The organism is Arthrobacter sp. Sr24, from assembly GCF_054511175.1.
Genome location: NZ_JBTNDB010000008.1, coordinates 39,492 through 60,858, shown reverse-complemented (window position 1 = coordinate 60,858; position 21,367 = coordinate 39,492). Strand labels below are relative to the sequence as shown.

The following is a 21,367-nucleotide window of genomic DNA, read 5'->3' as shown; positions in this document are numbered from 1 at the left end:
TTTAGCAACTTAGGTTATATCCTGAGCACGTGAATACTTCAGCCTCGAGCGCCAACGCTGCCGCCGAATCCCTGTCCGAAGAAGCCGTCGATGCCCTCAACCGCGCCGCGACTCAGAGGCCAACTCCCCCGCCACATCGGCATGAGGCGCTGCTGTCGCAGCGCGCAGCCAACATCAAACAGTCGGCCGTGCGCGATGTTTTTGAGATTTCCATGCAACCCGGACTCGTATCCCTGGCTGGCGGGAATCCGTATCTGCAATCGCTCCCCCTTGACCAGCTGGGCGCCACGGCCGCGTCCATCATTGCTGAGCACGGCCTGGAAGCGCTGCAGTATGGTGGCGGTCAGGGAACGCTTGAGCTCCGGACTCAGATTTGCGAGGTCATGGCCGCGGAGGGCATTCTCGACGCCGACCCTGAGAACGTGGTGATCACCGCTGGGTCTCAATCGGCTCAGGATGTAGCCGCGAAGGTGTTCTGCAACCCGGGCGATGTCATCCTCCTGGAGGACCCCACCTACGTGGGCGCACTGAACACATTCGAGGCCTACGAAGTCGATGTCCAGCCGGTCGTTGGCGATGAAAACGGTATTATTCCGTCACTGCTGCGCGAGCGGATCGCCGTCCTGCATGCCGCGGGCAAGACCATTAAATTGCTCTACACCATCCCTAACTTCAATAATCCCTCGGGCGTCATGCTGGCACCGGAGCGTCGCCAAGAAATCGTGGACATATGCCGCGAATCGAATATCTTGGTGCTCGAAGATAACCCCTACGGACTCCTGAAGTTCGACGGCGTTCTGCCGGATTCCTTGCGTGCGGCCAACCCCGAGGACGTGCTGTACCTGGGATCGTTCTCCAAGATCTTTGCTCCCGGCTTGCGCATTGGCTGGGCCCTGGTTCCGGCGCACCTCAAACAGCGTTACTACTTGGCCAGCGAGGCCGTAACCCTGTGCCCGCCCACGTTCAACCAGCTACTAGTCAGTGCATATTTGCGCGATTACGATTGGCGCGGACAAATTGACACGTACCGCGCCCTCTACGACGAACGCTGCGCAGCCCTGCTGGCAGCACTGGAAGAGTTCATGCCAGAAGGCGTCTCATGGACGCGCCCCGAAGGCGGCTTCTTCGTCTGGTTGACGCTGCCCGAGGGCATCGACACCTACCCGTTGCTACATCAGGGAATCGACGCCGGGGTTGTTTTCGTTCCCGGCGCCGCATTCTCTGCCGCAGCCGGCCCCAGCAACAAACTCCGCTTGGCTTTTAGCGCCGTACCTCCGGAAACTCTGCGCGAAGGTGTGAAGCGCCTGGCCCCAGTTTTGGCCGCGGCCCTCGCTGCCACCCAGTAGCCGGAGCGCAGTAGTCCCAGCACAACCACAAACGCTCCCGCAGCACAGGGAGTTTTCGCCAACACTGCCGCAGTTCACCTGCGGGATCGTTGGCGAAGACACCCCTAACGTTGCGGGAGCGTTCAAGGTTAAAGGAGTTAGTCCAGCAACAGTGCCGGCTCTTCCATGATGGCAGCTACATCGGCCATGAAACGGGCCGAGAGATCCCCGTCCACCACGCGGTGATCGAAAGATCCACCCAAAGTGGTGATCCAGCGCGGAATGACTTCCCCGTCCAGCACCCACGGCTTTTGCTTGATGGTTCCGAAGGCCACGATCGCGACCTCGCCCGGGTTGATGATGGGCGTTCCGGTATCAATGCCGAGGGCACCAATATTTGTGACGGTCAGCGAACCTCCGCGCATGTCGCCCGGCGCAGTTTTGCCAGCCCGAGCCGTCGTGGCGAGGGAGTTCAACGCAATTGCCAGCTCCTTCAGGGAGAGGTTCTGCGCATCCTTAATGTTCGGCACCATAAGCCCGCGCGGGGTCGCCGCGGCAATGCCCAAGTTCATGAAGTGCTTAATAATGATCTCGTCCCCCGTCCACGTCGCGTTGACGGACGGGTTACGTGCAGCGGCCCAAATCACGGCCTTGGCCAGAATCAGCAGTGGCGAAACCTTGATGCCCTCGAAGTCGCGCGAGACCTTGAGCCGCTTGACGAATTCCATGGTGCGCGAGGCGTCAACGTCAACAAAAATGCTCACGTGCGGCGCCGAGAAAGCACTCTCAACCATGGCCTTGGCCGTAGCCTTGCGCACACCCTTGACTTTGATGCGTTCAATGCGCGGGTCATCTTCGAGTCCAGAGCCGGTGGCGGGCGCCCAAAAAGTACCGGCGCCGTCGTGCTCTGCGGTGCGCTGATCCTGGTAGCTGAGTAGGTCCTTTTTGGTGACCTCGCCGCGCAACCCGGTGGCGGAAACCTCGTTCAGGTCGATGCCCATGTCCTTGGCGGCCTTGCGGACTGGAGGCTTGGCCAGGGCGCGGTTGGCCCGCGCCACCATGCGGCCAGCTGTTGCTGCCGCTTTAGTCATAATGGTCGACGCCGTCTCTTGAGCGGGTGCGCTCGTTGCGGAAGGCGCGGCGGGCGCAGTTGCCTGCTGGGCAGCGACGGGGGCCGTCGGCGGCGTCGCAGCCGGAGCCGGAAGCGTAACCGGAGCTACAGTCGCAGCTGGAGCGGAAGGGGCCGGGGTAGCTACTCGGGCGGGCACAGCGGAGGGTGAGCTGATCCGCGGTCGGCGCTTGACGGCGTCGGCCTTGGGACCGGAACCCACCAGCGGCTTGAGCACTTCGGCTTCAGGCTCGGCAGGGGCCGCAGCGACGGGCGCAGCGGCGGCGGCCACGGAGACCTCGGAGCCAATGGCGATGATGGGCGTTCCCACATCCACCGTTTCACCTTCAGCAACCATTAACTGGGCCACTACACCCGCGTAGGGCGAGGGCAGTTCAACCAGTGACTTGGCGGTTTCAATCTCCACGATCACATCATTGACGGCGACAACGTCGCCCAGTTCGACCTTCCAGGTGACGATTTCGGCCTCCAGAAGACCCTCGCCAACGTCGGGAAGCTTGAAGAAATTCAGGGTAGACATGGGGGCCTTCCTAGTATGCGAAGGCGCGTTCCAACGCCTCCAGCATGCGGTCAATGTCCGGCAGGTAGTGCTCTTCCACTCGGGCTATGGGGTAGGGCATGTGGAATCCGCCCACGCGAATGGCCGGGGCTTCCAGTGAGTAGAAGCAGCGTTCGCTGATACGTGAGGCGATTTCGCCGCCAATACCGCCGAAGGTGGGAGCTTCATGAGCTACTACCAAGCGCCCAGTCTTGTTGACGGAGGCTTCAACGGTGTCAAAATCAATGGGTGAGATGGAGCGCAGGTCGATGACTTCCACGCTGTGGCCGTCTTCGGCAGCGGCGTTGGCTGCGGCCAGGGCCACGGGTACCAGCGGGCCATAAGCTACCAGGGTCGCATCGGTTCCTTCGCGCACCACATGGGCTTTGAAAGGATCGCCTGGGCTGTTTTCGGTGTCTACTTCACCCTTGAGCCAGTAGCGGCGCTTGGGTTCAAAGAAGATGACGGGATCTTTGCATTCAACGGCCTGCTGGATCATCCAGTAAGCGTCGTTAGCGTTAGAGGGGGTGATGATGCGCAGCCCGGGTGTGTGGGCAAAGAGCGCTTCCGGAGATTCCGAGTGGTGCTCAATGGAACCAATGCCGCCACCATAAGGAATGCGGATGACCACGGGGGCGCTGAGTTGACCGTCGGAGCGGGTGCGGATCTTGGCCAACTGAGTGGTGATCTGGTTGAAGGCAGGGAACACAAAGCCGTCAAACTGGATCTCACAGATGGGCCGGTGCCCGCGCAGCGCCATACCGAGTGCCGTGCCGATAATCCCGGACTCGGCCAACGGGGTATCCATAACCCGGTGGGCGCCAAATTCCTTTTGCAGGCCTTCGGTGATGCGGTAAACGCCACCGAGAGCGCCAATGTCCTCACCCATAAGGAAGCTTTTGGGGTCCTTATTCAGTGTGGCCCGAAGGCCTTCATTGATGGCTTTTGCCATGGTCATTGTGCTCATGCGGCACCGCCCTGTGCGTTTTCGGTGTCGACGTCAGTAAAGGACGCCTCGTAGTTTTCAAACCAAGCCAATTCCTCGGACACCAACGGGTGAGCCTCGGCGTAAACCGTGGCGAACTTGTGGCGGATATCCGCACTACCCAACGCCAGCGTGGCACGACGCACATGGGCAGCCAGCTCTTCACCGTCGCTTTTCACCTGTTCAAAGAAGGCGTCATCGGCCAGGTTCTCGGAGCGTAAGTATGCCTCGAAGCGCACCAGCGGATCCCGGGTTTTCCAGAGTTCCTCTTCAGCGTTCATCCGGTACTTGGTGGGATCATCTGCCGTGGTGTGAGCGCCCACGCGATAGGTGGAGGCCTCAATAAACACAGGCCCATGGCCGCTACGGGCATGATCGAGTGCCCACTGAGTCACGGCATAGACGGCCAAAACATCATTGCCGTCAACGCGAATGCCAGGAATTCCATACCCTGCGGCCCGGTTGACCAGCGGAATCTTGGACTGGACCTCGAAGGGAACGGAGATGGCCCAGTTGTTGTTCTGGCAGAAGAACACCACGGGGGCGTCGTAGGAGGCGGCGAAGACCATGGACTCGTGCACATCGCCCTCGCTACTGGCGCCGTCACCAAAGTACGCGACGACGGCGGCTGGCTCGGTGGCAGGGTCAGCCACTAGATCGCGTGAGATGCCCATGGCGTAGCCCACGGCGTGCAGTGTTTGCGCCGCCAGAACCAGCGTGTAGAGGTGGAAGTTGGTCTCGCGAGGATCCCAACCGCCGTTGGTGACGCCTCGGAAGAGCTTGAGCAGATCTGCCAAGTCGAGGCCGCGTGTCAGTGCCACGCCGTGTTCACGGTAGGTGGGGAACGCGTAGTCGGCCTTGTTCATGGCACTACCGGAACCAATTTGGGCAGCTTCTTGGCCAATGACCGGCACCCACAAGGCCAGTTCACCTTGGCGTTGGAGCGCTGTGGCTTCGGTGTCGAAGCGACGCACAGTAGCCATGTCGCGGTAGAAACCGCGCAGAACTTCCGGGTCCAGCTTCTCGATGTACGGGCTGAAGGTGGCATCGTGATGGGTGACGCCATGCGCATCCAAGAGTTGTACCGCTTGGTCCGGGCCCACCCCTTCAGTGCGCAGCACTCCGGCAGATAGCCCTGCTGGGTTAGGCTGCCGGACACCTGTTTGGTCTCCCGCTGGCGGGTTTCCTGCCTGCGGGTGCGTCAATGCCTGGGCACCTGTTTCTGATGTGCCTGTGTCAGCTTGCTGGGCGGCGCCCATGCTGTCTCCTCGTCTGCCAATTCTTCGGACAACATGTGCCCTGCGTCGACTCGTTGGTGCCGATATATGCCATGTGCGGAATGCATTCCGCGGCGCGCATATATATACGTTTTCGATTTACAACTGTATCGGTACAGCCCGGTAATTCATGCCTTTGTTAACCGCTAGGAACGCCGTGGCTCTTTTGTATAGGACGCACAGATCTCAAGGAATCGGGTGTTCGCATCCACCTCACCGATGGTGACCCGAACGCCCTCCTCACCGAAGGCGCGCACTGAAAGGGCCTGACTCTGAGCTAATGCAGCAAACTCTTGACTATTGGGGCCCAGCGCCAACCAGACGAAGTTGCCTTGGGCGTCTGGAATTTCCCACCCAAGATCCTTCAAACCAGCCATGACGCGATCGCGTTCATCAACCAGACTTTGTACTCTTTCGACAACCTGACTGTAATTTTCCATCGACGCGAGCGCTGCCGATTCCCCTATTCCGGAGACGGCGAATGGTGTTGCTGCCGCGCGCACGTACTGGGTGATCTCAGGCTGTGACAGGGAGTAACCAACGCGCAAGCCGGCCAGCCCATGCGCCTTGGAGAATGTCCGCAGAACCATGACGTTGGGGTATTTGCGGTAGAGCTCTACGCCGTTGACAGCATCACCTATGCGCACAAATTCTTGATAGGCCTCGTCGATGACAATGACTACGTCGCGGGGAACAGTTCGAATGAACTCTTCAGTTTCCGCTGAGCCCAGGGCAGGTCCCGTGGGGTTATTGGGCGTGCACAGCAGAACCACTTTGGTGTTGTCTGTGACTGCGGCGGCCATGGCGGGAAGGTCGTGACTACCATCGGCACGAACGGGAATCTGAACACTTTTGGCTCCGGCAAGTCCAACGCAAATGGGGTAAGCCTCGAAGGAGCGCCACGCGTAGAGGACCTCGTCCTGCACACCGTTCTCGTTCTGGCCTGCAAAGGCGGCCAGAATCTGGTTGAGGGCGCCTAGGCTGCCAGCGCCGGGGACAATGTCACTGGCTGGCACGTCGAGAAACTCGCCGAGAGCTGCGCACAAGCGGGCACTTCCCGAGTCCGGATAGCGGTGGATATCCGCGGCATTGCGCAAGACCTCTAAGACGGCTGGGACAGGGCCCAGCGGATTCTCGTTAGAAGAGAGCTTAAAGCTCTCCAGACCGGGGATATCCACCGGCGGTTTCCCCGCAACATACTTGGGCAGGCGATCCACCGCAGGACGGGGCCGCACGGCCGACTTTGCAGGACTATTAATCTCGGTCATGAGCTAAGCCTAATGGCCGAGGGGCCCCGGGCGAGCGGAGCGAGGGCCGGGGAGGACATTAGGCGCTAATGGCCGAGGGGCCCCGGGCATGGGCCCACGCCAGCGAGGGACCCACTGCGAGCGCGCGAGCATTGGGAGCGGGCGAGGGGAGCGAGGACCGGGGAGGACAGCTCGAAGAGAAGACACATGCCACCAGGGCGCGACTGTGGAACGATAGAGACATGCGAAGAATCCTCGTTCAAGTAGTGCTCAATGCCGTTGCCTTGTGGATCGCCAGCTGGGTTCTTCCTGGCATGGCGATAGCTTCCACATCGGTCCTGGATTCCAATCTGGGCGGCCCGTCAGGGACAGCAGATACCGTCAACACGGCTTTGGGATATTTATTCATTGGTTTAGTTTTTGGCGTGGTCAACGCTTTGGTGAAACCGATTGTGAAGCTGCTGTCACTGCCAGTGACCATCTTGACTCTGGGCTTGTTCACCATCGTCATCAATGCCGCCATGTTGTCCCTGACCGCCTGGCTCAGTACGTACACACCGGTGCAGTTCACCATTGATAGTTTTTTCTGGACAGCCATTCTGGCCTCCTTGATCATCAGTGTCGTTTCCCTGCTGACCGGGAATCTGGGGAACTCGAAGTCCCGACGCTAGGAATCGGCGGTTGCTGGCGGTTGCCGGTGTTGAGTGAGCCACCCATGCCCGCCTTCTTGACACGATCGAACGCCGGGTTGGACTTGGGTTGAGGTTTGGTTTTCTGCTGAGCGTTGACGTCACTCCCCTGATACACCCATTTGGTCCCGCCGACCGCAGCGCCTGCGCTCCCGGCGCCCATAATTTTTCTCAGAATCTCCCGTGACTCCTCGATGGCAGGGTCCTGAGACTGATCAAGGGTGGCCGCATCCTTGAGGTAATTATCAATGGCGTGAGCTTCGGGAATCATCGTGCCCAAATTTGAGCCACTCTCCGAGGGTGGCCGGTGTGATGTCGCAGTCACCCAGTTGGGTGTCGCCGGTGGTGGACCAAAGTCGGCTGCTGTGACGATGTCGTGCTCATTTTGTAGATCCAGCACCGCCGTCCCCGGGGCGATAGCCGCATTTTTCGCAGGGGAGCCAGCAATGATAATCATCTTCACACTGACTTCTGCCAGGAAGGCCGGATCTGCCGCAGCCGCAGCAGCGTGGATGCCGCCACCACTGTGCCCGGTCATGAGCACATCGTCCCCCGGTAAAGCACCTGAGGCTCGAAGCGCTTCCTTGATGAGTTCTTGCACCACCACCGACTGTTGCTCGAAGGCCTCTCGCTGGGCCGCCGTCAGGCCCTCTAAATTTCCCTCCATATCGAAGGGATTTTTGCTATCTACCGTGGACCAGTCTTCAGTTCCGGGAAGGTGGACCACCCACGCCAGGCTGCCATCTGGACGCTCGATCCGCACCACCCCGATAGACCCGAGCGGATGCTTGTAGGCATCGGAGCTGCCGGCCAAGAGGCCCTCAATGCTGGCTTCCACCGTCCATGGCACACCGTCTGCGTAGGATGCGTGACCCGGCGGGTAGTAAGGATCCGCGGGGTCCCATTCCCGTACCGGAACCGGCCGAACAGCCACCTGTCCGGGCCGCGCCAATCCCGTTCCATCAAAAGCTTTCCGAAGCAAAAAAGCTGGCTGGACACCCGATCCGCCGTGGTTTTGTCTGCGGAGTTGGGATAGCAAATACAACATCCCAGCGCCCGTGCCCAATAAACCCGCGCCATAGGCACCGCCATCGTTGAGGATCTTTTCTGTCACGTCACGTATCCCCGCACCTGGTTGCCGCAACAATGCCGCCGCATCGAAGACAACCTGAACGGGAGCCAATGGCCCCAAAACCCATGCGCGCAAGCCCTTGCGAAGGGCGGAAAGTCGGTTTATCCGGGCGATAAGCTCAGCATTGCGGGCCTCCACGTCCGCGTAGTTCTCACCTGCGCGGTGTGCCTTGCGAGCAAATGCAGCTGTATCCTCTTGTACCCGGCCAGCTACCCACACCGCGTTACGCAAGGAAGCCAACGGGCCATAGGGGTACGGCCACGCTCCTGCCGCGGCCCGGTTCAACCAGTTCGCTTCCGCGTCCATGGCGCCAATAAGCTGGCCCATGCGTTCGGCCAGCTTGCCCATGGTGACTCCGGCAGCTTCGATCTCCTCCATTACATAACTGACGGAATTGAGTCCGCCCGCAACGGTGAACTCGGTTCCATCTCCTCCCCACTGAGTCATATCAACACCTTTCCAGCCCCATGGTTCACCACTGAAGCGAGCCTCCTGGCACGCCACCAAAGGTGGGACCCGGCTGCAACTGAAAAGCGGGGTTCAGGAATTCCGCCGGAGCAATGGAATTGCTGGAGCCGGTGGAGTTGCTGTTGAGAAAACGTCCATAAGCGTCACTCTCAGTCACTGCTTTGTCAGTGGCCCGGATTGCAGCCACCATAGCGCCATCACGGTCGGCAAGCTCCTCTCTGAAAGCGACAGCGGCCGGGGATTTCCAATTCACCAGCGCCACTTGAGCTAATTGGAATCGCAAATCCGCCATTTCTTGGCAGATTCCATCCAGCCGGACGGCCATAGCAGCAACGGCTTCTGGTGCTGGCCCAATGTAGGACCCAGCGCCGATCTGGAAGGCTCCGTCAACAGCCACGTGATGCACCACCTTCCATAGAACGTGCTCCTATTACTGCCCTGAAGGCCACCCTAGAATGCCGGCTAAACCCCGCACCACACCTTGACCTCGGATTGTGGCTTGTCCAGAGGGGAGGCCCCACTGTGGAGGAATTGGCGGTTCATGAAAGAATTAGGACCATGTCTGATTCCGCAAATGCCACAGCCCGCATCCCTTCCGGCCGCAAGTCATTGGCCGCTTCCTCCGAGCGCATCGCTTTGGGGCCTCTTGACGGCCGCTACTCCGGCGCTGTCGCACCTCTGGTTGACTACCTGTCCGAAGCTGCCCTGAACCGCGATCGCGTAGCTGTCGAAGTTGAGTGGTTCATCCATTTGACCAACAACAACGTCCTGCCTGGCACTGAGCCCCTGAACGCAGAACAGCAGGCTGGCTTGCGCGCCATCGTGACCGAGTTTGATGCCGAGTCCGTCAAGGAACTGGCCGACATCGAAAAGGTTACGGTCCACGACGTCAAGGCTGTGGAGTACTTCATCGGCAACCATCTTGCCGCGCTGGGCCTGGAGCGCCTGAAGCCGCTGGTCCACTTCGGCTGCACCAGCGAAGACATCAACAACCTCTCCTACGCCGTTGGCGTCAAGGGCGCCGTCGAGGATGCTTGGCTTCCCGCCGCGCGCGCCCTCGTAGCCAAGATCGCCGAGATGGCTGAGGAAAACCGTGCCGTCCCGATGCTCTCGCGCACGCACGGCCAGCCCGCAACCCCCACCACACTGGGCAAGGAGCTGGCAGTCACGGCATTCCGTCTGACCCGCCAGCTGGACCGCATTGCCAAGACCGAGTTCTTGGGCAAGATCAACGGCGCCACCGGCACCTACGCCGCGCATTATGCATCTGTCCCGGAAGCTGATTGGGAAGACGTTGCAAAGAACTTCGTTGAAGCTCTGGGCCTGACCTGGAACCCGCTGACCACGCAGATTGAATCCCACGACTGGCAGGCTGAGCTCTACGCCGACATGGCACGGTTCAACCGTATTCTGCACAACCTCTGCACGGATGTGTGGAGCTACATCTCCATCGGTTACTTTGCGCAGATCCCTGTTCCGGGTGCCACCGGTTCCTCGACCATGCCGCACAAGGTCAACCCGATCCGCTTCGAAAACGCTGAAGCGAACCTGGAGATCTCCAATGCTTTGCTCGATACCTTGGGCGCGACTCTAGTCACCAGCCGCTGGCAGCGCGACCTCACCGACTCCTCGAGCCAGCGCAACATCGGCGTCGCCTTTGGTCACTCCCTGCTCGCCATCAACAACGTTCTCGGTGGCTTGGGCCGTTTGGACACTGCCGAAGCCGTGCTGGCCTACGATCTTGACCACAACTGGGAAGTTCTCGCCGAAGCCATTCAGATGGTCATGCGCGCCGAGGCCATCGCGGGCGTGGAAGGCATGGAAGACCCCTACGAGCGCCTGAAGGACCTGACTCGCGGCCACCGCGTAGATGCTGCGCGCATGCAGGAATTCGTCTCAGGCTTGGGCCTTTCGGACGGCGCTCAGGAGCGCCTTTTGGCGCTGACCCCGGGTAAGTACATCGGCATCGCCGAGTCCCTGGTGGATCACCTGAACAAGTAGTCTCAGCTCGGTCCCGAAAGGGACGTCCGACGCCGGCACCCGGGTTTGCGCGACAGGCGCACCCGGGTGCCGCTTCTGTCATGAACCGAAAACCTCAGTGGCGTGGTCATGGCCAGTCCAAGCCGCCCACAAGCACGGCGTGCCGTCGCCAAAGCCAAAGATTGCACGGTTGTGTTGATCCCCTACGCACCTCCATGCACGGCGGCGCACCCAGCGGCATGTTGCAGTCCGCACAGCGCTCATCAACCCAAATCAACCCGTTGGCCACGGTACCGTTCCGCAGGAGATTCACGTCCCCGTGGATCCCCAGCCGCAGCAATCGTGGACCAAGGCCGGTGGCGCGCGGGGCATTGCTGTCCCGAAACAGACTGGTCATGGCAAACCCCACGGGCTCCAATACGGGCACCATCCGCACCAAAAAGCACACCAGACACTCGTTGCCGTGGGGCCTCATCAGCGGATTCGTCAGCTGCCTAAACTCTCGATCTACAGCCTCGTCTATGTTGCTCTCGCCCACATACCAATCATCATCGGGGCCAAAATAGTTATCCATGGTTGATCCTTTCCATGGCTCCACACTTCCCCTTCCGCGCCCCAGGCAAAAGGGCACAAAACGCTTTTGTGGACAGCGTTCCACGCTGCGGCGTCTATGGAGGAATAGATCCCTCAATCCGAGAAACTGTGGCACAGCACATGGTGTGTTTCCGCGGACATACCGGGCCTAGACCGCGCTGCTTGGCGGTAAGTTTGTAGTCATGAGTAACGGCGATATCACCTTCCACACACGTAAATGGGTCCGCCCCGAGGATCTCAATGCAAACGGCACACTCTTCGGAGGTTCCCTCCTGCGTTGGATTGACGAAGAAGCGGCGATTTACGCAATCGTGCAACTGGGCAATGGTCGGGCCGTGACCAAGTACATGTCGGAAATCAACTTTGTTTCCTCCGCCGAGCAGGGCGATCTGATCGAGATGGGCCTGACGGCGACCCATTTTGGCCGCACGTCACTGACGATGCGCGCCGAGGTCCGGAACATGTTTACACGTGAATCCATCCTCACCATTGAGAAAATTGTCTTCGTGAATCTAGGAGCAGACGGTAAACCCGCGCCCCACGGCTACGACACCATTACCTACGATCGGGACAGGATTCCCACCAAGCACCGCGACTACCTCGCAGCTGCAGGCAGCAATGCCACCACTGGGAGCCCGCACACCCCAGAGATCACCGACGACATCACCGAAGAAGTCACCGCACCAATAACAGCCTAGAACCACCAAGTACCCCCAGCCCCGCACACCCTGACGCTTCCGTCACACAGTCCGGGAGGTTTGGAAGGCTACGATTCTCTCAAAGCCGTCACGGACGACGTCGTACCCTGCGGCGAAACTCAGGCGCACCGTGTCCTTGCCGGACACCGCATCGAAGTCGAGCCCGGGCACCACGGCCACACCTGCAGATTCCAACAACGCAGCGCAATACTCGGCCGAATCGGCGAACCCGTTCATGGCCGGTCCAAGGTTGGCATAGAGGTAGAACGCGCCGTCGGCTGGCGCGGCATCGCCCCAGCCCAGCCGGTCCAGGTTGGCGAGCAAGTACTCCCTTGTGCGGGCATATTCGGCCACAAAATTCTCGGCTGCCTCGTAAGAAGGCTCGCTGAAAGCCGCCACCGCGGCCATCTGGGCAGGAGCAGGCGGGCATAGCGCCACATTGCCGGCGAGCGCGTCGACCGTGTCAATGAGGTCATCGGGCACAATGGCCCAACCCAGCTGCCAACCGGTCATGCCCCAGTATTTTGAGAAGCTGGAAATAACGACGGCGGAACGGTCCAGCTCCCAAGCGCACACGCCGCGCGGGTTTTCAGCCCCCATCTCGGGGTAGGTGATGCCGTGGTAAATCTCGTCGCTGATCAGGCGCACGCCAGCTCCCGCACACCAGCTGGTCAAGGCTTCTAGCTCACTCTTTGACACCATGGTTCCGGTGGGGTTGGCTGGGGACGCCAGCATCAGACCGGTCAGCGGGCCATGCTCGGCCACTGCCTCCTCGAGCAGGGCGGGGGTGGGCTGAAAACGGGTGTCCGGGCCGCAGTCGAGCTCCACTACCTCCACACCCAGCGAGCGCAGGATGTTCTTGTAGGCCGGGTAGCCGGGGCGGGCCAAAGCCACGCGGTCTCCGGCGTTGAATGCGGACAGAAAAGTGAGCACGAAGGCACCGGAGGAGCCAGTGGTGACGGCCACGTTTCGGGCCGGTATTTTCAGCCCGTACCAGCGCCGGTAGTGTCCGGCGATGGCTTCGCGCAGCTCGGAAATTCCCAACGCCGGCGTGTAAGTCAGGGGTGTTCCGGCGGCGTGGATGGCTGCGGCCGCCGCGGACACTGCCGCTGGGGCGCCACCGCCGGGCTCACCAGCGCACAAAGAAATCACATCCCGACCTTCGGCCCGCAGCTGCGCCACGCGGGAGAGAATATCCATGACCTGGAAGGGCGGCACTTGGGCGCGGCTGGCAACGGTGAGCGGTTTGGACACGGGTTCTCCTTAATTGCTGTTGGGGCTGCCAATGGCGGAACGGCAGAGGCACGCTTGGCCCCCGTTCCAGCTTGTCACACGCACCATGCTTTACCCCTACCCTTGATAGGTGAGTGAATTTAGCGAACTCGTTATCAAAGACGTTGACCAAGAACTTGTCCAACCCATCATCTTGTTCGTTGACCGGGAAGAACCAGCCAGCGAACAGCACGGCATCGCCGCGGCAGCTTTAGCCTCAGTTCAGGCGTACCTACACGCCCCGGAAAACACCGATTGGCGGATCTGGGCCGCCGGCCACTTCGCTAAATCCGTGCGCCGCGCCGATTCAAAGATGTTCGCTAAGGTGCTGGCGGCATTCCCCGATCACGTGCTCGCCACCGTTGGTGAAGGCCGGGCCGCGGGCCTGCCGCCCATGCCAGCGGCAGCGCTGCCGAAATTGCTGGCCAAACTGCAAGTGTCCGGGACCCAGTTGCCGCCCGGCGATCCGCTCCCGGAGGCCGCGTTGACCATCACCCTCAACGACTCCTTGGGGATGTCAACTGGCAAGGCCGCCGCCCAGGCCGCCCACGCACTATTCGCATGGGTACTTGAGTCAAAGCCAGCTGCCGTTCAGGCGTGGATCAACGCAGGTTGCCCCGTGGGTGTACAGGAACTCGCAGCCAAAGAGTTCAAAAAGGGCGCCCGCAAGTGCAAGGGCCCGGTCATTCAGGACGCTGGCCGCACCGAGATTGAGCCCGGCTCCACCACGGCGTTCGTCACCACCACAGGGTTGGCGACCAAGGCCTGAGCGCACACTAAACCACCGCTCAACGCAAAGGACGACGCCGGAACCTAAGTTCCGGCGTCGTCCTTTGCATTAGAGCTTTACTCGGCAGCGGCGAGCTGGCCGCAGGCTCCGTCAATTTCCTTGCCGCGGGTATCTCGCAGCGTGGTGGGTACGCCATTTTCAATCAGCGTGTCGATGAACTCCTGCATGACCTCAGGCTCTGAGGAGGTCCAGATGGAGCCCGGGGTGGGATTCAGCGGGATCGGGTTCACGTGGACCCAGCCGCGGCCGCGCTGGTTGAGCTTCTTGGCCAGAAGCTCAGCACGCCACGGGTGATCATTCATATCCTTGATCAGCGCGTATTCGATGGAGACGCGGCGGCCGGTGACCTTGTAGTAGTTGTACGCGGCGTCAAGGACCTCGTCCACCTTCCACTTGTCGTTGACGGGGATGAGTTCGTCGCGGAGTTCGTCGTCCGGGGCGTGGAGGGACAGTGCGAAGGTGATGGCCAGGCCCTCTTGTGCCAGCTTGTTGATGGCCGGAGCCAAGCCAACAGTGGAAACTGTGATGCCGCGGGCCGACATGCCCAAGCCTTCGGGAGCCTCAGCAACCATGCGATGCACGGCGTTCATGACGCGCTTGTAGTTAGCGAGGGGCTCGCCCATGCCCATGAAGACAATGTTGGTAACGCGCTCGGCGTCGTGCCCGCCGTCGCGGCGCAGATTCCCCAGCCCGCCCTCGGCGATGACTCGGTTGGCCTGCACAATTTGGTCCAGGATCTCAGCCGTGGACATGTTGCGGGTCAGCCCGGCCTGGCCGGTGGCGCAGAAGGGGCAGTTCATGCCGCAACCGCACTGGCTGGATACGCACAGGGTCACGCGGCCGGGGTAGCGCATGAGCACCGACTCCACGAGTGAGCCGTCGAAGAGGCGCCACAGGAATTTCACGGTGTCGCCGTTGTCCGTGGTGAGGCGCTTGATCTCGGTCAGCAGCTTCGGGAACATGGTGTCCACGATCTCAGCGCGGCGATCCTTGGGCAGATCACTCATGCGTTCAGGATCAGTGGTGTAGTGCTGGAAGTAATGCACGGAGAGTTGCTTGGCACGGAACGCCGGAAGCCCCATCTCCTTGAACTTGGCCTCACGCTCGGGCAGCGTCAGATCAGCCAAGTGCACCGGCGGCTGTGACACGCGCGGCGACTTGAACTGCAGCAGCGGGCGGCCTTCCGGGTTCTTGGCCTGGTCCCAGCCCTCGGTGGCAGGCATAACCTGTGCCGGGCGGGCCGGACGGCGCTTCGGTGCACTCGCGGAGGGGGCGACTGCGGGGCTGGGAATGTTTTTGGGGGAAGTCATCCTTTCAATCATCCCTTACTTACCCCAACCTGTCCCGTCTTCACCGCCAAGATCACATTTGCAGGGGTCTAGGACAGCTACTGGGCAGCCATGAGATGCTTCAAAAGCCATGTACGACGGCGGACCCATCGTCCCGCGCGAAGCTCGCCCCGTCTAGGCTTGAATCATGTTCTCACTGATTCTCGCCGCTATTTTGAGCGCCGTTTACCTCTGCCTGCGCAGCAAAGATGCCAGGATGCTCCGCAACGGGATTGTCTTGGTGGCAGCTGGCTGGTTTGCGCTGACAGGTGTATCCCAGATCCTGTCCGAGTGGTTTCCGTGGACGGCATGGGTATCCTTTGCCGTTCTCGCCCTGACCCCGGTGGCAGTTGTTGTCTTGGCCGGCTTCTTGATCAGCAACGGTGTGACCATGTCACGCCGCGAGGGCCGCAGCACCGGGAATCTACTGTCATTATTGGCCGGGCTAGTCCTGTTAGGACTGCCTGTTGTGGCCGTGCTGCTGGTGGTCACTTTGAATCCGGTGGCCGTTGGCATAGCTGCTTTGTTGTTCTTTTTGTGCAGTTATTTTGGCGTTGTTTTTGTGGTTTTTCTGGCCTATGCGGTGGCGTACGGACGCATGAAGCACACCATCAATCCTGCTGCCATTGTCATCCTGGGCTCGCAAATCATCAATGGAAAGGTGCCGCCACTGCTGCGCTCCCGCCTCGATAAGGGGCTGGAGATGTACAGGGAGGCCGCGCAGCTGGACCCACTGGCTGGTACCTCTGAACACGCAACGGAGCCAGCGGTTCCGTTGCTGATTCCCTCTGGTGGCCAGGGCGCCAATGAATCACAGCCCGAAGGTGCCGCAATGGCTGATTATCTGGTCACGGCGGGCGCTCCGCCCGAGCATGTGATTGCTGAAGAGCAGGCCACCACCACAGCCCAGAATCTACAGCTTTCAGCGGCCGTGGCTCGTGAGCACGGACGTGACGGCCCGCTGGTGATCGTCACCAATAACTACCATGTGCTCCGCGCCGCCCTACTGTCGCGCAAACTGGGGCTCGACGCTCAAGTGGTGGGCTCTCCCACGGCCCGCTATTTCCTTCCAAGCGCGTTCTTGCGCGAGTATGCGGCCATTCTGAAGGAACACAAAGTGCTTCATGCGCTGTTGTGCGTGCCGTTCCTGTCCCTAACGATGTTGTTGACCGCTTCGTTATTGACTGTTGGTCAGTAGCGAACCAATAACAAGTACGACGGCGATGAGCGGGAAGGTAAGTTGTACCACCGCCGCTTTGGCCTTCTTGGGCGATGAAATGAGCAACACCAACCCCGCCAAAAGCATGGATCCGCAGCCCGCTAGCACCAGAGCAGTGCCCACGCCGTGGTGCCCGGCACTGGTGGCTACGATTCCGGCCACGGCTATCACCGCTAGGAACAAGTTGTAAAAGCCCTGATTGAAGGCCATCTCCTTCGTGGCGAGGGCCTGGCTTTCGTTGGTACCGAAAGTTTTGCGAGTTGCCGGGGTCATCCAGCGCAGGGATTCCAGCACAAAGATGTAGACGTGCACCAACGCGGCCAGTCCGGCGAAAATAAGGGCGGCAATCAGCATGGCGCTCCTTGCTTATAGAGGTCGATGGATACGGGACTTGGTGCTGGGTTTAGCCCCGCGGCTAGCCGCGCGGAATCCAGCCACGCGGGCTAACGGTGAGCGGGGCTAGCCGCGCGGAATGTTGCGCAGATTCGACCGGGCCATGCTGACAGCCTCGCCAGCCCCCTTGTTCAGCACCACCTTGGACATGGCCGTGGCAAAGCCTAAGATCTGCCCGCCCTTGATCTTCGGTGGGATGGACAGCGCATTGGGGTCCGTAATGAGCTCCACCAGCGCCGGCCCATTATGGGCAAACGCGGCCCGGTAGGCATCGGCTATCTTGGCCGGATCGCTAACGCGGACCGAGTGGAAGCCCATCGCCGCGGCAATGGCTGCATAGTTGGTGTCCGGGACGTCAACACCAAAATCGGCCAGACCATCCACCAGCATTTCCAGCTTCACCATGCCCAGTGTCGAGTTGTTGAACACCACAACCTTCACGGGCAGATTGTGAGCGGCGGCTGTAATCAATTCGCCCAGCAACATGGACAGCCCGCCGTCACCGGATACTGAAATGACCTGCCGCCCAGGAAAGGCAGCTTGCACGCCGATGGCTTGAGGTAGCGCGTTGGCCATGGAGCCATGGAGGTAGGAACCAATCAACCGGCGGGTGCCCAGCGGGTTGATATAGCGGGCAGTCCACACATTGCACATGCCGGTGTCAGCGGTGAAGATGGCATTATTGGCAGCAATTTCATCCAACAGTGAGGCAGCATACTCGGGATGAATGGGCACAATCTTATCGGCCTTGCGGGTATAGGCACCCACAGCCTTATTCATTAGGCGATCATGCTTTTTCAGTATCTTCTCGAGGAACTTTGAGCTCTTCTTGGGCTTAATCAGTGGCATGAGTGCCTGCAAGGTTGGCAAGACATCTCCGTGGACGGCAATGTCCACATCGGTGCGCCGACCCAAATGTTCCGCTGCCCGGTCAATCTGGGCGGTGCGGGTGTCAGGCAGGAACTGGTCGTAGGGGAAATCAGTGCCGAGCAAGATCAGCAGCTCGGCGTCTTCTATGCCCTCGGCTGCGGCGCCATAACCGAGTAGCCCGGTCATGCCAATGTCATATGGATTTTGGTATTGAATGAAGTCTTTGCCGCGCAGGCTGTGGCCGATGGGTGCATTGATGAGCTCGGCAAAGGCAATCACTTCGGTGTGGGCTCCTTGAACTCCGGCCCCGGCAAAGATGGCCACACTCTCCGCTTGGTTGATAGCCTCGGCCAGCTCTGCGACGCTTTCGGGAGCCGGGACAATGGTGGCCTGTTTGGGCTCCCGCCACAGTGGGGTGGGTGCATTGGCGGGGAGGTTGGCAATGTCTCCGGGCAGCGTCACGACGGCCACACCGCGTAGTGCAACAGCATGGGAAATGGCGCTGTTCATGACCCGCGGTGCCTGCTCTGCGGTGCTCACCAGCTCCGAGTAGACCGAGCACTCATCAAAGATCCGGTCCGGATGCGTTTCCTGGAAGAACTCACTGCCAATCTGTTTACTGGGAATGTGGGAGGCAATGGCCAGGACGGGAGCTCCGGTGCGGTTGGCATCGTAGAGTCCGTTCATGAGATGGAGGTTGCCCGGTCCGCAGGATCCGGCGCATACTGCCAATTTTCCTGTCAGCTGCGCCTCAGCCCCAGCCGCGAACGCCGCCGCTTCCTCATGCCGAACATGAATCCAGTCAATACCGCCCGTGGCGGATCCGCCGGTTTTCCGGACCGCGTCCACTAGCGGATTCAGGCTATCGCCCACAATTCCGTAGATTCGCTGCACACCGGCAAGCTGCAGTTGTTCAATTAATTGGGCGGCAACATCCTGGGGCACGGGTTCTCCTACGGCAGTTGGGTCATTCCACGGTTATTGGCCAATATAGTCCGCAGTCAGGCCAATCACAGCGGCATAGAGACAAGTTAGGAAAATAAGCCTCTCGCTCATATGAGTAGATATAGGTCGCTCGTTTGATATAGTGGGACGAATATCACGTCCAAAGGAGCCCCCATGCCGCAACTCACCGCCGAGAACCTGTCCCATTTGCCTGCTCCCGTTGCCGTCCCCTCCTATGACCGGTCAAAGGTCACCACGGGAATTGTGCATTTCGGCGTGGGTGGTTTCCACCGCGCCCACCAGGCCATGTACATTGACCGGCTCATGAATGCCGGAAAAGCACTTGACTGGGGCATTTGTGGCGTGGGCGTACTGCCCCACGATGAGAAAATGGCACAGGTCATGGCGGAACAAAACTGCCTCTACACCATGCTGCTCAAGCACCCCGATGGACGGCGCGAAGCCCGGGTGATTGGCTCCATCACCGAATACCTTTTCGCCCCGGCAGACCCCGAGGCCGCGATTGAAAAAATGGCTTCCCCCGAAACAAAAATCGTCTCACTGACCGTCACCGAGGGTGGCTACAACTTCCACCACGTCACGGGCGAATTCGATGCCGAAAACCCTGACGTGATCCACGATCTGGTGCCCGGCGCTGCCCCGCGCACTACTTTCGGCCTGATCACGGAGGCGATTTCCCGCCGTCGTGCACGCGGCATTGCCCCTTTCACGGTCATGTCCTGCGATAACATCCAAGGCAATGGCGATGTGGCCAAGAAAATGTTTACGGCGTTCGCCGAGCTGCGGGATCCTGAACTGGGCGCGTGGATGCGCCAGAACGTTCCCTTCCCCAACTCCATGGTGGACCGGATCACCCCCGTCACCACGGATGAGGATCGCAGCGCCATTGCCAAGGAATTCGGCATTGTGGACCAGTGGCCGGTGGTCTGCGAACCCTTCGAGCAATGGGTTTTGGAGGACCACTTCACCCTGGGCCGCCCGCCGTACGAGGATGCGGGCGTGCAGTTGGTTCAGGATGTGGAACCCTACGAACTGATGAAGCTGCGCCTGCTCAATGCCACGCACCAGGGCATGTGCTATTTCGGGTACCTGGCCGGCTACCGCTACGCTCACGAGGCCGCACAAGATCCGCTTTTTTCCACGTTCCTGCTCGATTACATGGACCACGAGGGCGGGCCAACGCTCTCTCCGCTGCCCGGCGTGGACCTGCCGCTGTACAAGAACACGCTAATTGAGCGCTACTCCAACGAGCATGTTCGTGACACCTTGGCCCGGCTGTGCGCGGAAAGTTCGGACCGGATTCCCAAGTGGCTCCTGCCGGTGGTGCGGATCAACCTGAAGAACGACGGCGAGATCGCCCGTTCCGCTGGCATCGTCGCCTCATGGGCACGCTATGCGGAAGGGACGGACGAATCCGGCCAGACCATCACCGTAGTTGATCGGCTCAAGGAACCACTCATGGCCGCAGCAGCTCGCCAGCGCGAGGACAAGCTCGCTTTCCTGCGCAACCGCGACGTCTTTGGGGACTTGGTGGATAACGATCGTTTCACCACCGCTTACCTGCAAACCCTCGACACCCTGCACACCAGGGGAGCCCGTGCGGCTGTTCAGGAACTGGTGTCGCTGGGCCGGTAACTCTAGGCAGGTCGGCTTGGATCAAAATTCCGGACTGCGCGAATGTAGGATCCGGTGCTAACGGTCACCAATCCGGGTTTCGTGTCACTAATCCTAGGCTGGGTTTCGGTTGGTCCGGCGGCTTGGGCTCACCCGCAAGGGGTCGTTAGCGTGTCCCTTATGGGGAATGCTAACCGGGCAGACTAACAATTGACTCGGGACTTCATTCACCAGCGTCAACTAGGACACCGACACAAGGGTTCCTGACCGCCTGACAGCACCCATCGCCATGGTTCAGATCTCGTGCAGCCAAATATCTTCCCATCAAAACCACCGCAGCTTCGAGGCTCAGACAGAAAGTTGCGCCAGCCCCCGAGCAACTTTCTAAACGCCGGCTGTCCGGCCCGCAGCGGTAGCGCACTGCCATAGAGACAATTTCACTCCACGACATGGCTCACAAATCCGTCGTTGTACATCCCTACTCGCTGGCCCAAAGCCCTAAAACGATCACCAAGATAGCCGACATTGATCACGCGCTGCTGAACCGAGGCGAACCACTAGCTAAGTCCGAACCCCGCAAAAAAGCGGGCAACCCAGAGAGCCGAAAGAGGACTTGACGGGTCCGCAAATAGTGGTTATATTTTTTGTCGTAACAAAAGAGAACGGAAGTTCCCCGCTAGAAGTAATTGTAGTTAGTGGTTGATTGTCGAAGGGGAAGCACCGTTGCATTAGTACCTGCTCGTCGTGATTTTGAGACGACAAAAGCAGTACCAGCAACACCGTAATATCTGGTCATCGGACAGCTTGAGATGAGCAGAGCAACACCAGCAGTAAGTGGTCCTCGACAGCTTGA

Annotated in this window: 16 protein-coding genes and 1 pseudogene; 7 read left to right on the top strand and 10 right to left on the bottom strand. The window is 60.2% G+C overall.

Annotation, left to right across the window (positions count from 1 at the left end):
- Window positions 1-29 precede the first annotated feature (29 nt).
- Window positions 30-1,346 (top strand): aminotransferase-like domain-containing protein, encoded by a 1,317-nt coding sequence (locus tag ACX80D_RS07610; protein ID WP_459322040.1) that lies wholly within the window; start codon window positions 30-32, stop codon window positions 1,344-1,346.
- Window positions 1,347-1,483: 137 nt separating this feature from the next.
- Here ACX80D_RS07610 and ACX80D_RS07605 read toward each other — a convergent pair whose 3' ends face one another.
- From ACX80D_RS07605 to ACX80D_RS07590, 4 genes are all read right to left on the bottom strand, one after another.
- Window positions 1,484-2,974, bottom strand: coding sequence for a dihydrolipoamide acetyltransferase family protein (locus ACX80D_RS07605; protein WP_459322039.1), 1,491 nt, complete (start codon window positions 2,972-2,974; stop codon window positions 1,484-1,486).
- A 10-nt stretch (window positions 2,975-2,984) separates the two neighbouring features.
- Window positions 2,985-3,959, bottom strand: coding sequence for an alpha-ketoacid dehydrogenase subunit beta (locus ACX80D_RS07600; RefSeq protein ID WP_459322038.1), 975 nt, complete (start codon window positions 3,957-3,959; stop codon window positions 2,985-2,987).
- Window positions 3,956-5,236, bottom strand: a complete 1,281-nt coding sequence (gene pdhA / locus ACX80D_RS07595; RefSeq protein WP_459322037.1) for a pyruvate dehydrogenase (acetyl-transferring) E1 component subunit alpha — start codon at window positions 5,234-5,236, stop codon at window positions 3,956-3,958. Before pdhA ends, ACX80D_RS07600 begins: the two co-directional genes overlap by 4 nt.
- A gap of 164 nt (window positions 5,237-5,400) precedes the next feature.
- Window positions 5,401-6,522 carry a histidinol-phosphate transaminase gene (locus ACX80D_RS07590; protein ID WP_459322036.1) on the bottom strand — a complete coding sequence of 374 codons (1,122 nt, stop codon included), beginning with the start codon at window positions 6,520-6,522 and terminating at the stop codon, window positions 5,401-5,403.
- Between the two features lie 221 nt (window positions 6,523-6,743).
- Between ACX80D_RS07590 and ACX80D_RS07585 the strand changes: the two genes are divergently transcribed.
- Window positions 6,744-7,172: a phage holin family protein gene (locus ACX80D_RS07585; protein ID WP_459322035.1), complete on the top strand. Its 429-nt coding sequence runs from the start codon at window positions 6,744-6,746 to the stop codon at window positions 7,170-7,172.
- Here the strand turns inward: ACX80D_RS07585 and ACX80D_RS07580 are convergent.
- Together ACX80D_RS07580 and ACX80D_RS07575 are read right to left on the bottom strand one after the other, a co-directional pair.
- A complete protein-coding gene (locus ACX80D_RS07580) occupies window positions 7,117-8,769 on the bottom strand; it encodes a hypothetical protein (protein WP_459322034.1) in 1,653 nt (550 codons plus the stop codon). The two genes, ACX80D_RS07585 and ACX80D_RS07580, sit on opposite strands and share 56 nt — an antisense overlap.
- 25 nt (window positions 8,770-8,794) lie before the next feature.
- The gene (locus ACX80D_RS07575; protein WP_459322033.1) at window positions 8,795-9,187 is read right to left on the bottom strand and encodes a hypothetical protein; all 393 of its coding nucleotides are present in this window, start codon (window positions 9,185-9,187) and stop codon (window positions 8,795-8,797) included.
- A 161-nt stretch (window positions 9,188-9,348) separates the two neighbouring features.
- On the opposite strand from ACX80D_RS07575, the gene purB reads away from it, so the two are divergent.
- Window positions 9,349-10,791 (top strand): adenylosuccinate lyase, encoded by a 1,443-nt coding sequence (gene purB / locus ACX80D_RS07570; RefSeq protein ID WP_459322032.1) that lies wholly within the window; start codon window positions 9,349-9,351, stop codon window positions 10,789-10,791.
- Window positions 10,792-11,546: 755 nt separating this feature from the next.
- Window positions 11,547-11,954 (top strand): annotated as a pseudogene (locus tag ACX80D_RS07565) (acyl-CoA thioesterase); the annotation flags it as partial.
- A 150-nt stretch (window positions 11,955-12,104) separates the two neighbouring features.
- Here ACX80D_RS07565 and ACX80D_RS07560 read toward each other — a convergent pair.
- Window positions 12,105-13,262, bottom strand: a complete 1,158-nt coding sequence (locus ACX80D_RS07560; RefSeq protein WP_459322117.1) for an aminotransferase class I/II-fold pyridoxal phosphate-dependent enzyme — start codon at window positions 13,260-13,262, stop codon at window positions 12,105-12,107.
- A gap of 163 nt (window positions 13,263-13,425) precedes the next feature.
- Between ACX80D_RS07560 and ACX80D_RS07555 the strand changes: the two genes are divergently transcribed.
- The gene (locus ACX80D_RS07555; RefSeq protein ID WP_459322031.1) at window positions 13,426-14,103 is read left to right on the top strand and encodes a peptidyl-tRNA hydrolase; all 678 of its coding nucleotides are present in this window, start codon (window positions 13,426-13,428) and stop codon (window positions 14,101-14,103) included.
- 77 nt (window positions 14,104-14,180) lie between these two features.
- Here the strand turns inward: ACX80D_RS07555 and rlmN are convergent, their stop codons facing one another.
- The gene (gene rlmN / locus ACX80D_RS07550) at window positions 14,181-15,434 is read right to left on the bottom strand and encodes a 23S rRNA (adenine(2503)-C(2))-methyltransferase RlmN (protein ID WP_459322030.1); all 1,254 of its coding nucleotides are present in this window, start codon (window positions 15,432-15,434) and stop codon (window positions 14,181-14,183) included.
- Window positions 15,435-15,600: 166 nt separating this feature from the next.
- On the opposite strand from rlmN, the gene ACX80D_RS07545 reads away from it, so the two are divergent.
- Window positions 15,601-16,650: a YdcF family protein gene (locus ACX80D_RS07545; protein WP_459322029.1), complete on the top strand. Its 1,050-nt coding sequence runs from the start codon at window positions 15,601-15,603 to the stop codon at window positions 16,648-16,650.
- Here ACX80D_RS07545 and ACX80D_RS07540 read toward each other — a convergent pair.
- Window positions 16,630-17,025 (bottom strand): DUF1304 domain-containing protein, encoded by a 396-nt coding sequence (locus ACX80D_RS07540; protein ID WP_459322028.1) that lies wholly within the window; start codon window positions 17,023-17,025, stop codon window positions 16,630-16,632. The genes ACX80D_RS07545 and ACX80D_RS07540 overlap by 21 nt on opposite strands.
- Window positions 17,026-17,130: 105 nt before the next feature.
- Window positions 17,131-18,879, bottom strand: coding sequence for a pyruvate dehydrogenase (locus tag ACX80D_RS07535; protein ID WP_459322027.1), 1,749 nt, complete (start codon window positions 18,877-18,879; stop codon window positions 17,131-17,133).
- Between the two features lie 174 nt (window positions 18,880-19,053).
- On the opposite strand from ACX80D_RS07535, the gene ACX80D_RS07530 reads away from it, so the two are divergent.
- Window positions 19,054-20,535, top strand: coding sequence for a mannitol dehydrogenase family protein (locus tag ACX80D_RS07530; RefSeq protein ID WP_459322026.1), 1,482 nt, complete (start codon window positions 19,054-19,056; stop codon window positions 20,533-20,535).
- Window positions 20,536-21,367: the final 832 nt, after the last annotated feature.

Excerpts from the sequence above, each read along its gene's own strand:
- ACX80D_RS07605 (WP_459322039.1), bottom strand. The coding sequence starts at position 2,974 with ATGTCTACCCTGAATTTCTTCAAGCTTCCCGACGTTGGCGAGGGTCTT.
- ACX80D_RS07600 (WP_459322038.1), bottom strand. The coding sequence starts at position 3,959 with ATGAGCACAATGACCATGGCAAAAGCCATCAATGAAGGCCTTCGGGCC.
- pdhA (WP_459322037.1), bottom strand. The coding sequence starts at position 5,236 with ATGGGCGCCGCCCAGCAAGCTGACACAGGCACATCAGAAACAGGTGCC.
- ACX80D_RS07590 (WP_459322036.1), bottom strand. The coding sequence starts at position 6,522 with ATGACCGAGATTAATAGTCCTGCAAAGTCGGCCGTGCGGCCCCGTCCT.
- ACX80D_RS07585 (WP_459322035.1), top strand. The coding sequence starts at position 6,744 with ATGCGAAGAATCCTCGTTCAAGTAGTGCTCAATGCCGTTGCCTTGTGG.
- ACX80D_RS07580 (WP_459322034.1), bottom strand. The coding sequence starts at position 8,769 with ATGACTCAGTGGGGAGGAGATGGAACCGAGTTCACCGTTGCGGGCGGA.
- purB (WP_459322032.1), top strand. The coding sequence starts at position 9,349 with ATGTCTGATTCCGCAAATGCCACAGCCCGCATCCCTTCCGGCCGCAAG.
- ACX80D_RS07560 (WP_459322117.1), bottom strand. The coding sequence starts at position 13,262 with ATGGATATTCTCTCCCGCGTGGCGCAGCTGCGGGCCGAAGGTCGGGAT.
- rlmN (WP_459322030.1), bottom strand. The coding sequence starts at position 15,434 with ATGACTTCCCCCAAAAACATTCCCAGCCCCGCAGTCGCCCCCTCCGCG.
- ACX80D_RS07545 (WP_459322029.1), top strand. The coding sequence starts at position 15,601 with ATGTTCTCACTGATTCTCGCCGCTATTTTGAGCGCCGTTTACCTCTGC.
- ACX80D_RS07540 (WP_459322028.1), bottom strand. The coding sequence starts at position 17,025 with ATGCTGATTGCCGCCCTTATTTTCGCCGGACTGGCCGCGTTGGTGCAC.
- ACX80D_RS07530 (WP_459322026.1), top strand. The coding sequence starts at position 19,054 with ATGCCGCAACTCACCGCCGAGAACCTGTCCCATTTGCCTGCTCCCGTT.